At 32.2% G+C, this 14,159-nt stretch carries 9 protein-coding genes and 1 tRNA gene; 8 read left to right on the forward strand and 2 right to left on the reverse strand.

Annotated features, from left to right (window positions below):
- The 3 genes from CW733_RS00065 to CW733_RS00075 all read left to right on the forward strand — a co-directional run bounded on the left by CW733_RS00065 (nt 1) and on the right by CW733_RS00075 (nt 2,260).
- Nucleotides 1-1,218: a folylpolyglutamate synthase/dihydrofolate synthase family protein gene (locus CW733_RS00065; protein ID WP_100994546.1), complete on the forward strand. Its 1,218-nt coding sequence runs from the start codon at nt 1-3 to the stop codon at nt 1,216-1,218.
- A gap of 64 nt (nt 1,219-1,282) precedes the next feature.
- Nucleotides 1,283-1,357, forward strand: a tRNA-Val gene (locus CW733_RS00070).
- Nucleotides 1,358-1,459: 102 nt separating this feature from the next.
- The gene (locus CW733_RS00075) at nt 1,460-2,260 is read left to right on the forward strand and encodes a dienelactone hydrolase family protein (protein WP_100994548.1); all 801 of its coding nucleotides are present in this window, start codon (nt 1,460-1,462) and stop codon (nt 2,258-2,260) included.
- Between the two features lie 7 nt (nt 2,261-2,267).
- Here the strand turns inward: CW733_RS00075 and murF are convergent, their stop codons facing one another.
- Both murF and gldJ read right to left on the reverse strand, forming a co-directional pair.
- Nucleotides 2,268-3,551, reverse strand: a complete 1,284-nt coding sequence (gene murF, locus CW733_RS00080; protein WP_100994550.1) for a UDP-N-acetylmuramoyl-tripeptide--D-alanyl-D-alanine ligase — start codon at nt 3,549-3,551, stop codon at nt 2,268-2,270.
- Between the two features lie 148 nt (nt 3,552-3,699).
- Complete coding sequence (gldJ, locus tag CW733_RS00085; RefSeq protein ID WP_100994552.1) at nt 3,700-5,364, reverse strand: gliding motility lipoprotein GldJ; 1,665 nt, start codon at nt 5,362-5,364, stop codon at nt 3,700-3,702.
- A gap of 274 nt (nt 5,365-5,638) precedes the next feature.
- Between gldJ and porU the strand changes: the two genes are divergently transcribed.
- The 5 genes from porU to CW733_RS00110 all read left to right on the forward strand — a co-directional run bounded on the left by porU (nt 5,639) and on the right by CW733_RS00110 (nt 14,131).
- The gene (porU, locus tag CW733_RS00090; RefSeq protein WP_100994553.1) at nt 5,639-9,511 is read left to right on the forward strand and encodes a type IX secretion system sortase PorU; all 3,873 of its coding nucleotides are present in this window, start codon (nt 5,639-5,641) and stop codon (nt 9,509-9,511) included.
- 33 nt (nt 9,512-9,544) lie between these two features.
- On the forward strand, nt 9,545-10,783 hold the full coding sequence (gene porV, locus CW733_RS00095; protein ID WP_100994555.1) for a type IX secretion system outer membrane channel protein PorV: 1,239 nt from the start codon (nt 9,545-9,547) through the stop codon (nt 10,781-10,783).
- A gap of 88 nt (nt 10,784-10,871) precedes the next feature.
- Complete coding sequence (gene cdd, locus CW733_RS00100) at nt 10,872-11,354, forward strand: cytidine deaminase (protein WP_100994557.1); 483 nt, start codon at nt 10,872-10,874, stop codon at nt 11,352-11,354.
- 176 nt (nt 11,355-11,530) lie between these two features.
- Nucleotides 11,531-12,532 carry a pyruvate dehydrogenase (acetyl-transferring) E1 component subunit alpha gene (gene pdhA / locus CW733_RS00105; RefSeq protein WP_100994558.1) on the forward strand — a complete coding sequence of 334 codons (1,002 nt, stop codon included), beginning with the start codon at nt 11,531-11,533 and terminating at the stop codon, nt 12,530-12,532.
- Between the two features lie 3 nt (nt 12,533-12,535).
- On the forward strand, nt 12,536-14,131 hold the full coding sequence (locus CW733_RS00110) for a pyruvate dehydrogenase complex dihydrolipoamide acetyltransferase (RefSeq protein WP_100994560.1): 1,596 nt from the start codon (nt 12,536-12,538) through the stop codon (nt 14,129-14,131).
- Nucleotides 14,132-14,159 lie beyond the last annotated feature (28 nt).

The following is a 14,159-nucleotide window of genomic DNA, read 5'->3' on the forward strand; positions in this document are numbered from 1 at the left end:
ATGACATATCAAGATACTGTTAACTGGATGTTTTCTCAACTTCCAATGTATCAAAATCAAGGTAAAAGTGCTTATAAAGTAGACTTAAGTAATACTATTCTATTAGCTAAACATCTCGATAATCCAGAAAATAAATTCAAATCTATTCATGTTGCTGGAACCAATGGTAAAGGTTCAACAAGTCATATGTTAGCTTCAGTTTTACAAGAGGCTGGTTATAAAGTAGGTTTGTATACTTCACCACATTTAAAAGATTATAGAGAGCGCGTAAAGATTAATGGTAAAGAAATTAGTAAGCAGTTTGTAATTCAGTTTGTTAAGCGTAACAAGTCTTTTTTTGAGGAGAATGCGTTATCTTTTTTTGAAATGACTGTTGGTTTAGCTTTCGAATATTTTGCTAAGCAGAAAGTAGATGTAGCAATAATTGAAGTCGGTTTAGGTGGTAGATTAGATTCTACAAACATTATCACGCCAGAAGTTTCTGTAATTACAAATATAGGATTAGATCACACACAGTTTCTAGGAAACACTCTTGAGTCAATAGCTAAAGAGAAAGCCGGAATTATTAAATCTAATATTCCAGTTGTAATAGGTGAAACCCAAATAGAAACTAAAGAGGTCTTTAATAAAATAGCACGTAATAATAATGCTAAAATTATTTTCGCAGATAATGCTGAAACAAAAAAGTATGAAAGCGATTTAAAAGGAAACTATCAAGATAAAAATATCAAAACGGTAGTTCAAACAATAAATGAAATACAATTAAAAGGCTTTAATGTTTCAAAACAAAGTATTAAAGATGGATTATTAAAGGTAGTCAATAATACAGGATTACTTGGTAGATGGCAAATATTAAATGAGAACCCAAAAGTTATTTGCGATACTGCTCATAATAGAGAAGGACTAAAAATTGTGATGGATCAGTTACAAAATGAAGAATATAACAACTTACATATAATATTTGGAGTAGTAAATGATAAAGATTTAGACTTAATTATTGACCTTTTACCAATAAATGCAATTTATTACTTATGCAAACCAAATATTTCACGAGGATTAAATATAAAAAAACTTGAAGACTATTTTAAGTCTAATAATTTGATTTTTAAAGCTTATAATTCTGTAAATGAAGCATATAAAAACGCAAAACTAAGCGCAGATATTAAAGATTTAATATACATTGGAGGTAGTACTTTTGTTGTTGCAGAAATTATTTAAAAATTTTCTCAAAAAAACTTTTGTGTATTCAAAATCTAATGTATATTTGCACACCGAATAAATAGGGCGACTAGCTCAGTTGGTTCAGAGCACTTGGTTTACACCCAAGGGGTCAGGGGTTCGAATCCCTTGTCGCCCACTTAAATTTAAAAATCTCAATGATATATTCATTGGGATTTTTTGTTTCTATTCATTTCGTTTCAAAAACAATATTTCTCTACCTTTATTTCAAATTTTAACAATGAAAAAATCAATTACTTTATTTTCTGTAATCTTAATAATTCTATCTTGTAAAAACAACAAGGAGTCTTTGGTTGTAGATACAAAAGAAACAGTTTTAGATAGTTCTAGCGCTAATATAAAAACAAAACAAATGATTAAAGAAACCATAACGTTTCCATCTCAAGATGGTTTAAGTATTACTGCAGATGTTTATAAGGTAGATGATAATCCAGTTACTATTTTGCTGTGTCACCAAGCTGGTTTCAGCAGAGGCGAGTATAAAGACACCGCTTTACTTTTAAATAGTTATGGCTATTCTGTTATGGCAATAGATCAGCGTTCTGGTGATCGTGTTAATGCTGTTGTAAATGAAACCGCTAAGTTGGCAACCTCTAAAAATTTAGAAACAAATTATATCGATGCTAAGCCAGATATTATTGCTGCTATTGATTATGTCTATAACGATAACGGAAATAAGCAGCTATTACTTGTAGGAAGCTCGTACTCTGCAACTTTAGCACTATTGATTGGAGGTAGTAATAATAAAATTAAAGCTGTTGCTGCTTTTAGTCCAGGAGAATACTATAAAGATAGAAATATTCAAACTGAAATTAAAGATTTAAACAAACCAACTTTTGTTACTGCTTCTCTTTCGGAAACCCAAGATTTAACGACTTTAGTAAGTGAAATGAAAACAGATAACCTTACACATTATAAAACACCAGAAGAAGGTATTCATGGTTCAAGAGCACTTTGGGATGCTACAAATGGATATATAGGTTATAGAAAAGCGTTTAAATCCTTCTTAGATAGTATTTAAGACTTGTTTATAGTAAATCTAGAATACGTTCTAATGCCATTCCTCGAGAGCCTTTAATTAAAAGCGTAGCATTTTTTATATCAATTGAATTGAAGTTTTCTTTTAAAATATTAAAAGAGGCGTATTGATTTACTTTAGTTGCATTGTTTTCAATTTGAAAAAAGTTGTCTCCAATTAAATAAACAACATCAATATTTAAGTTAGTTGATAAATTAGAAATAGCTTGATGCTCTTGTTTAGCACTGTCACCTAATTCGAACATATCTCCTAAAAAAGCTATTTTCTTTTCATCTTTTAAATCGCTAAAATTTTCTAAAGCAGCTTTCATACTTGTTGGATTAGCGTTATATGCATCTAAAATAATTTTATTACTGCCTTTTTCTATAATTTGAGAGCGGTTGTTTGATGGTGTATAGTTTTCTAAAGCGTTTTTAATGTCTTTTAAGTCAATATTAAAATATTTTCCAATTATTGAAGCAGCACAGAGATTCGTGAAATTGTATTTCCCAATAAGTTGAGAGTTAATTAAAGTGTCTTCAATTTTAAAACTCACAAACGGATTAGCTTCAGTAAATTCTATTTTATAATAGTTAGAATCTGTTTGAGAGAATCCAAACTTTTTAATATAAGTATTTAGCTTTTCTTTTTGAATAGTATCATCTGCATTTAAGAAGATGTGCTTATTGCTTTTGGTTAAATAGGTATATAACTCGCTTTTTCCATTAATAACGCCTTGAGCACTTCCAAAACCTTCTAGATGTGCTTTTCCAAAATTAGTTATATATCCATAATCTGGTTTAGCAATGTTGCAGAGAAACTCAATTTCTTTTACATGATTTGCTCCCATTTCTACAATACCAATTTGGGTAGAGCTAGTCATAGAAAGTAACGTTAATGGAACTCCAATATGATTATTCAAATTCCCTATTGTTGCAGTAGTTTTATATTTTTTTAATAGTACTGTATTGATTAATTCTTTAGTTGTAGTTTTTCCATTACTACCGGTTAATGCTATTATTGGAATGTTTAGATACATTCTGTGATGCGATGCTAAAGCTTGTAAAGTTTCCAATACATTGTCTACTAGAATCGTTTTATCTGAAGTTTTAAATTCAACTTCATCTATTACTACATATTTTGCTCCTATATCTAATGCCTTTTGGGCAAATGTGTTACCATTAAAATTGTCGCCTTTTAAAGCGAAAAACATATTTCCGTTTGAAACTTTTCTAGTATCTGTAGAAATGCCTTTGCATTCTAAAAACAAGCTGTGAAGTTGTTCTATTTTCATGTGTTTTAATTTTTAACTAGCATATACTGTTAGTTATTAATGATTCCTTTAGGTTATAGTGTTTTTAACATGCTAGCTTTATAAAATAAAAGTATAAAAAAAGTCCTAACTAAACGTTAGGACTTTTAAAATTATTTTAAAACTAATATTAGTTTTTAGTTTTGTTTTTGTTTTTAGATTTTGAACCTACTCTAGACATTGCGCATCTAAATCCAATATAGTCTGTAGCCATATTTTGTGGGAAGTAACGTCTTTGTGCTGGATCTAACCAGTACTCTCTATCTTTCCAAGATCCTCCTTTAAATACACGAGCTTCGTCGTTAATTAAAGATGTTCTTTTGCTACTCTTATCCCATTCTCTAATTGTGTTTCCGGCTGAATCAACTTCGGTAGAATGTTTAGGTGAGTTGTACATTTTACTCGTCGTAGCATTTTCTTCTCCTTCAATTTCATCAAAATCGTCATAACCACGAGAAGAACGTTTGTCTCCATCTCTAAAATTACGGTTATCACTCCTGTCAAAATTTGTTCTTAAATAAGTTTCGTCTTCATCTATAGGGACTTGAGCAATTTCTCCTGGTAAGTCTCTTGCAATTACTTTTCCGTTTGGAAGTGTATCGAAAACAATTTCATCTGTAGTTACAATCTTAACAGTTCCATCTTCTGTAATAGCGTTTTTAGTATAAACGTTACCTCTATAGTAGTTAAAATCATTAAATTCATCATCAACAATAGGTCTGTAAACATCTGCAACCCATTCTGCAACGTTTCCTGCCATGTCATATAAACCATAGTCGTTAGGAGCATAAGATTTTACTTGTGCTGTAATATCTGCACCATCGTCAGACCATCCTGCTATTCCACCGTAATCACCTTTTCCTTGTTTAAAGTTGGCTAATTGATCTCCTTTTATCTTACGTTTACCAGAGCGAGTATACTGTCCATCCCAAGGGTATTTTTTACGTCCTCTATATACATTATAGCTTCTAATTTCAGATAAACCTAATGCCGCATATTCCCATTCTGTTTCAGTAGGAAGTCTATACTTTGGAGATATAATACCTGTTTGTCTTGAAGCATAAACATTAATTTCTTCACCATTAGCGTCAGTTTGAGGTTTTAATTTTCCGCCTTTTAAAATATCCTCATTACCACCAAAAGTTTGAGTTGGGGCATTAATATAAGTGTCTGTACTAAAGTTAGCATCTGCAGTAGCTTCGTATTGGCTATCTTGTTTTAAGTAACCTTCTTGTTGTAATGCTTTTTCTTGAACTCTATCCGATCTCCAATTAGCATATTCAACAGCTTGAATCCAACTTACACCAACTACAGGATATTGTCCGTAACCTGGATGACGTAAATAGTTTTCTGTCATTACTTCGTTGTAACCTAAACGGTTTCTCCAAACTAGAGTATCTGGTACAACACCTTCGTATATTTTTCTAAAATTCTCGTCTTCTGGTGGATAAACTTGCTTAATCCAATCTAAATACATTAAGTAGTTTTGATTAGTTACTTCAGTTTCATCCATATAAAAAGACTGAATATGTTGTTGATTAGGTGTGTTGTTCCAATCATGCATAACATCATCTTGAACACGTCCCATTGTAAAAGTACCTCCTTCTACAAATACAGTTCCAGGAGGTGTCTCCTGTTCTTTGAATTTTGTGTTGTATTGAAACCCGCCTTCTTTAGCATTGATTTCCCAACCAGTGGCACTATCTACATTTGATCCTCCAGATCTACCACATCCAACCAAGGTTAATGAGACTGCTAATAGCATTAAAATCCTTGATACAATTACTTTTTTCATACTAATATGTTTATGTAAGCTAATTATGTTTTTTTTGCTGACGCAATATAATAATTCTACCTAACTCTACAAGCTATTTCGTAAAATTAACTTAAAAATAAATAGCGCTTCAACCTGTTTATTTACTTTACATCGATGCTTAATTTGTTTATTAGCGATGTTTTGAAATATTATAACGCACGTTCTTTTAATTTATTATTGTAATTTTGAAACGTTTTTATTAAAATGTTAATATTATAATAATAACATCGAAATAATCGCGTTATTTAAAGCAATGAAAAAGATATTATTTGGTATTTCAGTACTACTATGTACTCTAGCCTATTCGCAACAAAAGAAATTTAACATCACCTGGAATACAGCTAAAGCCTTAAGTACAGGAGGTTCTAGCATAACAGTGCCTGATTTTTCGCCTAAAGAACACTATAACTTTAGTTTTAGTAATGGTGTTAATTTTGTAGCTCAATGGGAAACTAATTCTAATATTAAGCAGAGTAGTGTAACTTTAACAAATGTTAAATACGTTACTATTTCTAAATTAGATTTAAAAGATTTAGATTTAAAAACGATTCCTTCATCAATTGAATACAGCTTGGAAAATACTCAAGCTCGTGAAGATAAATATGCTTTTTTAACAGTTTCGGCAATTGTAAAGACAGGAAGTAATTCATATAAAAAGGTAACTTCTTTTACAGTTAATTATGAAAACTCTAGTTCGTCTTTTAGAACAAGTAATAGTCCGCCTATTTCAAACTCTATATTAAGTTCCGGTACTTGGTATAAATTTGGAATTAATAAAACAGGAGTGTTTAAATTATCTAAAAATTTCCTTAATAGTTTAGGTATTAATACCAATTCAATAGATCCAAGAGGTATAAGTGTTTATGGTAATGGAGGAAAAATGATTCCTTATTTAAATAATGATAGTTATCCTATTGATCCTGTAGAGAATGCTATAAAAGTTGTTGGAGAAGAAGATGGTGTCTTTAATGATGGTGATTACGTTATGTTTTATGGAGTTGGACCTGAGGGTATTGTGGACGATCCTTTAATTGGTACTAATATTAATGCATATCAAGATATTACATATTATTATATAAATATTGGGTTTGGTAGTGGTAAAAGAATTCAAAACATGATGGAGCCTTCTGGTAATGTAACAACTACCATTTCAACTTTTCAAGATTACCAATTTCATGAAGTAGATGAGTTTAATCTTGCTTTTGTAGGTAGAAGATGGTTTGGAGATGAATTGGATATTGAAACTACAAAAACTTTCGATTTTAATTTTCCTAACCTTATAACTACAGAACCTGTTAAATTTGTTTTTAATGGAGCATCTACTTCAGGTAGTGATGCTAATTGGACTGTTAGTGTAAATAGTGACGAGGTTGCAACAATTACAACTCTTGGTATTAGTGGAGATGTTTATGGTGTAGGTGCATATTATGCTAATAATGTATCTGTAACTTCGGATAACATTAATGTAAAAGTTGATTACGATAAGTTAGGAGTGCCAAGTGCTGTTGGGTATGTTGATTATATTTCAATAGAAGCCACAAGGTCTTTAGAATTTAATGGAAATCAATTTCAGTTTTTTAATCGAGCTTCCGCTCAGGCATCAGGTGTTGGAATGTATACATTAACTAATGCATCAAATGTGTCAGAAATATGGGAAATAACAGATGCAAACAATATTACTAATAAGCTAAATACGGAAACTACTTTAAATTTTAATGCAAACTTAGGGAGCTTAAAAAAGTATATAGCAGTTACAACTTTAGACTTATACGAACCAATTAAACTAGGGACCTCTTCAGTAGTAAATCAAAATATTAAAGGTACTATATTTGAAAATAGTCAAGGCGATTTTCAAGATATAGACTATGTTATGGTTACACCTAGATCTCATCTAGGTCAGGCAAATCGCTTAGCACAAATAAATAGAGATCAAAATAATTTAAACGTTAAAGTAGTTACATTAGAATCTATTTACAATGAATTTAGTACTGGAAATAGAGATATAGCTGCTATTCGAAATTTGGTGAAATATGTATATGATAATGCAAGTTCACCAGATAAAAGACTAAAATATTTATGCCTTTTTGGTGATAGCTCATTCGATTATAAAAGTAGGATATCATCAAACACTTACAATACACCTTCTTGGCATGCCTATAATAGTTATTTGTTAACAGATTCATATGTTTCTGATGATTTTTATGGTATGATGGATCCAAATGAAGGTACTATGGTTGCTGCTGATAGATTAGACATAGCGGTAGGTAGAATATTAGCAGATTCTCCAGAACGAGCAAAGGAAATGGTAGATAAGGTAGCTGTGTATTATTCTAATGAGGCTTTTGGTAGTTGGAGAAATAATTTTATAGCAATTTCAGATGATGTAGATGCGGTTTATGAAAGTATTCTTCAAGAAACAACAGATGAAATTTCAGATGAAATTACAGCTGCTAAACCGTTCTTAAATGCAATTAAAATTCATGCAGATTCATACCAACAACAAGCTTCTGCTGGAGGAGATCGTTATCCAGGAGTTGCTACAGCAATTGCCAATGCTATAGAAAATGGAGCATTAGTTGTTAATTATTTCGGGCATGGAGGAGAAGATGGTTGGGCATTCGAAAGGTTGTTTCAAAAGCCAGATGTTCAAGCGCTTAGGAACGATTGCAAGTTAGCTTGTTTTGTAACTGTAACTTGTGAATATACGAGATTCGATAACCCATTTCGCGTTACTGCAGGTGAATTAGTGTACTGGAATAAAAATGGAGGCGCAATTTCTTTAATATCAACAACACGTCAAATTTTTGTATCTGTTGGAGTTGAATTTAATATTAAATTAGAAGAGTATCTGTTTTCGTATAATGATTCTGATAGTTATGCAGATCATGAATATCCATCAATGGCAGAAGCGCTTAGACTTACAAAAAACAGTAACAGTATTGCTGGAATTGGTCAAAAATATTTAGTGTTTTATATTGGAGATCCAGCATTAAAATTAGCATTTCCAAAACCAAACGTTAAATTAACCAAAATAAACGATATGCCAGTTGCTGGTAATACAGAAGTTCTTGAGGCTTTAAGCTATACAAAATTATCTGGAGAAGTTACAGATGTTGCAGGTAATGTACTAACTAATTATAATGGTAAAGTAGAAACAACTATTTACGATAAACCAATACAAAGAGAAACATTAGCAAACGATAATACTTATGATGGAGGCGAACTCATTAAATTAGAATACGAAACCTTAGGTGAAGTTATTTTTAGAGGTCAATCTACTGTTACAAATGGAGAATTCGAATTCGATTTTATTGTACCTAGAGATATTGGAATTCCTGTTGGTTTTGGTAAAATTAATTTCTATGCATCCACAGAGAATCCAGTAAGTGATCAATCTGGTGGTGATATAAATATACTTCAAATTGGAGGTATAAATGAAAATGCAGCCGAAGATAATCTTGGCCCAAACATAAATTTGTATATGAACGACGAAAATTTCGTTTCCGGTGGAATAACAAACGAATCACCAACGTTGTTAGTGAAACTGCAAGACGAAAACGGAATTAATACAGCTAGTGGTATTGGTCATGATATAGTTGCTCTTTTAGATGGAGATGAAGTAAACCCATATGTGCTTAATAATTACTATGTAACCGAGTTAGACGATTATACAAGAGGAGGTTTAAGCTATCCTTTTAGAGAATTAGAACCTGGATTACATACTTTAACAGTTAAAGCTTGGGATGTGTACAATAATTCATCAACTGCAGAGTTACAGTTTAGGGTTTTCGACGAAAAACAAAGCTTAGTAATAGAAAACGTACTAAACTATCCAAATCCATTTGTAAACTATACCGAGTTTTGGTTTAGCCATAACAGTTCTGAAGTCTTAGATGTTTCTGTGCAAATATTTACCGTATCTGGTAAAATAGTTAGAACATTAAATGGACAAACAACTGGAGTTGGTACAAAATCCACAAGCTCAACATCTCGAGATATTGTATGGGATGGTAGAGACGATTTTGGAGATAAAATAGGGAAAGGGACTTATGTTTATAAGCTAAAAGTACACTCTAGTGCTACTAATAAAACAGTAGAAAAAATTGAAAAACTTGTAATCCTATAATAAAAATTTATATTTGCCTAATAAAATTGATTTATGAAAAAGAATATTTTAATAATAATCGTGTTTGTTTTTGCTTTTAATAGTAACGCACAAAGTTCATTTCAAATAGAACCTTATCAAGATACTAGAGTAATAACAACTGGAGTACCATTTCTTTTAATAGCTCCAGATGCTCGAGCAGCAGCGATGGGAGATATGGGAGTTGCAACATCACCAGATGCATTTTCACAACAATGGAATCCTGCTAAGTACGTTTTTTCTACAGCAAAATCTGGTGTTGCAGTAAGTTATACACCATACTTAAGTAAACTAGTTAACGATATTTTTTTAGGAAACGTTACCTACTTTAATAGGTTAAACGACCAAAGTGCCTTTGCAGCAAGTTTTAAATATTTTTCGTTAGGAGATATTGAGTTTGTTGAAGACGAGAATTCAACACCGCTTTTACAGTCTCCAAATGAGTTAACAGTAGACTTGTCTTATAGCTTAAGGTTAAGCGACCAATTTGGTATGGCAGTAGCCATGCGTTACTTAAGATCAGATTTAAAATTAAATTTTGGCGATAATGATGTTACAGCTGGAAGTACTTTTGGTGTAGATATTACAGGTTATTATCAAAGTGAAGAAGAAGCTTATAACGATTTTAATGGTCGTTGGAGAGGAGGTTTTGCGCTTCAAAACTTAGGACCTAAATTCAAATATGACGAAGGAGGGCAAGAAAATTTCCAACCAACAACATTGCGTTTAGGAGGTGGTTTCGACTTTATCTTCGATCAATACAATAAATTAGGAGCAACAGTAGAATTTGCGAAGTTGCTTGTCCCAACACCTCCAGTTCGTGGAAAAAGAACAGAATATATAGAAAGTGGTGATAACGAAGGATATCAATCCGGAGAGGATGAATTTGTTGCTGAAGAACCAGACTATATTATCGAAGGTCAAGATAATAATGTAGATTTCATGTCAGGTGTTTTTCAATCTTTTGGTGATGCGCCAGGAGGAGGGAAAGAAGAATTACAAGAATTTACTTACGCAGTAGGTTTAGAATATTTATATCAAGACTCCTTTGCTTTTAGAGCAGGTTATTTTAATGAGCACGAAACAAAAGGAGCGCGTAAGTTCTTTGCTTTAGGAGCAGGTTTTAAATACAATGTTCTTAATATAGATTTATCATACCTATTCTCTGCATCAAAAGTGCAAAGTCCACTAGAAAGTACATTACGTTTTTCTTTAACGTTTAATCTTGGAGAAGGAGAGTATACAGAGTATTAAAATATATAATATTTCAAAAACAAAAAACTATTGCTTAAAAGCAATAGTTTTTTTGCCTAAATTAGTTTGTGTTTATTAAATTGAGCCTATGAAAGAAGTCAAGATTGAATCTAAACTATATGTTTTCGATACTTTAGAAGAAACACCAAAAGACATCCAAAGTCTAATGCAAAATGCAATTGAAGCTAGAAATAATGCTTATGCACCTTATTCTAAGTTTCATGTTGGTACTGCTATATTACTCGATAATGGTGAAATAATTTCAGGTAGTAATCAAGAAAACGCTTCTTATCCTTCAGGATTATGTGCAGAGCGAACAGCTATTTTTTATGCAGGAGCAAAATATCCAAAAGCAAAAATTATAAAAATGGCTATTACAGCAGCTTCTCAAAATCAAAAAACAGATTCGCCAATTCCACCTTGTGGAGCCTGTAGGCAGTCTATTGCTGAATATGAAACCAAGCAAGATCAATTCATAGAAATTTATTTTATGGGAGAGATTGGAAAGGTTATGAAATCTAATTCATTAGCCAATTTGTTACCTTTTGGATTCGATTCTTCAAATCTATAACGTTTTCGTAAATAATAAGTTAATTTTCACTTTTGGAATACCAATTCAAAGTGTTACTTTTGTTAGTGAAACTAATTTTAAGAAATTTGTTTTTCAAATTATTAAAATTTATTAGTTGAACTAATACCAATTTTATATTGGTATCTTTTTTAATTTACCGAAATGAAACACCAAAAATGCAGAAAATAACTAAAGAAGTTTACCTTAAATGGTATGAAGACATGTATTTCTGGAGGAAGTTTGAAGACAAACTTGCTGCAGTTTATATCCAACAAAAAGTTAGAGGATTCCTTCACTTATATAATGGTCAAGAAGCAGTATTAGCAGGCGCTTTACATGCAATGGATCTAACCAAAGATAAAATGATTACTGCATATCGTAATCACGTGCAACCTATAGGTATGGGAGTAGATCCTAAACGTGTAATGGCAGAATTGTTTGGTAAAGCAACAGGAACGTCTCAAGGTTTAGGTGGTTCTATGCATATTTTTTCTAAAGAACATCGTTTTTATGGAGGACATGGTATTGTTGGAGGTCAAATTCCACTAGGAGCAGGAATGGCTTTTGGAGATAAATACCACAATATAGATGCAGTGACTATTTGCTGTTTTGGTGATGGTGCAGCTAGACAAGGTTCGCTTCACGAAACATTTAATATGGCAATGCTTTGGAATTTACCTGTAGTATTCGTTTGCGAAAACAACGGTTATGCCATGGGAACAAGTGTGGATCGTACTGCAAACCATACAGATATTTGGAAACTAGGCCGTGGATACGAAATGCCTTGTGGACCTGTAGATGGAATGAACCCTATTAAAGTTGCCGAAGCTTTTGATGAAGCAATTACTCGTGCAAGAACAGGTGGAGGACCAACTTTTTTAGAAGTAAAAACATACAGATATAGAGGTCACTCTATGTCTGATGCACAACATTATAGAACAAAAGCTGAGGTAGAGGAATATAAGAAAATTGATCCTATCAAGCAGGTTAAAGATATTATTCTTAAAGAAAAATATGCTACCGAAGACGATTTAAAAGCAATTGATAAACGCGTTAAGGTTTCTGTAGCTGAATGTGAGAAGTTCGCAGACGAATCTCCATATCCAGAAAAAAGCTTAATGTATGATGCAGTATACGAGCAAGAAGATTATCCATTTATAGAGCATAAAATAAAATAAGCTATGGCTGAAGTAATAAACATGCCGCGTTTAAGCGACACAATGGAAGAAGGAACTGTAGCAAGTTGGCTTAAAAAAGTAGGCGATAAAATAGAGGAAGGCGATATTTTAGCTGAAATTGAAACAGATAAGGCTACTATGGAATTTGAGTCTTTTAACGAAGGAGTCTTATTATATATTGGTATCCAAGAAGGTGAAACAGCAAAAGTTGATACGCTTTTAGCTATTATCGGTGATGCAAATGAGGATATTTCGGGTTTAATAAACGGGAATACTTCTGAAGAAAAAACAGAAGAAACTACTAAGAGCGTAAGCGAAGAACCTAAACAAGAAGAAGCATTACCAGAAGGTGTAATAGTAGTAACTATGCCACGTTTAAGTGATACAATGGAAGAAGGAACTGTGGCAACATGGTTAAAAAAAATAGGTGATACTGTAGAAGAAGGCGATATTTTAGCCGAAATTGAAACAGATAAAGCCACAATGGAATTCGAATCTTTTCAATCTGGAACGTTATTGTTTATAGGTTTAGAAGAAGGAGCTTCAGCAAAAGTAGATTCTTTATTAGCTATTATTGGTCCTGCAGGTACAGATGTTTCATCTATTGTTAAAAACTTTGCAGCCGAAGGTTCATCAGCTAAAAAAGAAGAAGCACCAAAGCAAGAGGCTCCAAAAGAAGAAGTAAAGAAAGCAGCGCCTAAGCAACAAGCTAAAGCACCTGTTTCAACATCAAATTCAGATTCTGGTAGAGTCTTTATTTCTCCTTTAGCTAAAAAAATGGCAGAAGAGAAAGGTATACAACTTAGTCAAGTTAAAGGTTCTGGAGAAAATGGACGTATTGTTAAGCGTGATATCGAAAACTTTACACCATCTGCATCAGCATCTGCTTCAACAGCTAAATTTGTAGCAATTGGTCAAGAAGATTTCGACGAAATACCAAACTCAAACATGCGTAAAGCAATTGCTAAAAACTTAGCGAAGTCTAAATTTTCGGCACCACATTATTATTTAAATGTTGAGTTTGATATGGAAAATGCAATAGCATTTAGAGAGCAATACAACTCGATTCCAGATATAAAAATTTCTTATAACGATATTATTGTTAAAGCATGTGCTTTAGCATTAAAAGAGCATCCACAAGTTAACTCTCAGTGGTTCGACGATAGAATGCAATTAAACAATCACGTACATATTGGTGTTGCAGTAGCAGTGCCAGATGGATTGTTAGTACCTGTAGTTAAATTTGCAAACGAGCAAAGTTTACCTCAAATTGGTGCAGCTGTTAGAGAATATGCTGGTAAAGCAAGAAGTAAAAAATTAGCTTTAGACGAAATGGAAGGTAGTACATTTACTATTTCTAATTTAGGAATGTTCGGTATCGATAGTTTTACGTCGATTATTAATCAACCTAATTCAGCAATTTTATCTGTTGGTAATATTGTTGAAAAACCAGTAGTTAAAAACGGACAAATTGTAGTTGGTAACACTATGAAATTATGTTTAGCTTGCGATCATAGAACGGTCGATGGAGCAACTGGAGCAAAATTTTTACAAACATTAAAAGGATATATTGAAAGCCCTGTTACAATGCTAGTCTAAGCTAGTTTTATAAAAATTGTTTATTAAT

The organism is Lacinutrix sp. Bg11-31, assembly GCF_002831665.1.
Taxonomy (GTDB): domain Bacteria; phylum Bacteroidota; class Bacteroidia; order Flavobacteriales; family Flavobacteriaceae; genus Lacinutrix.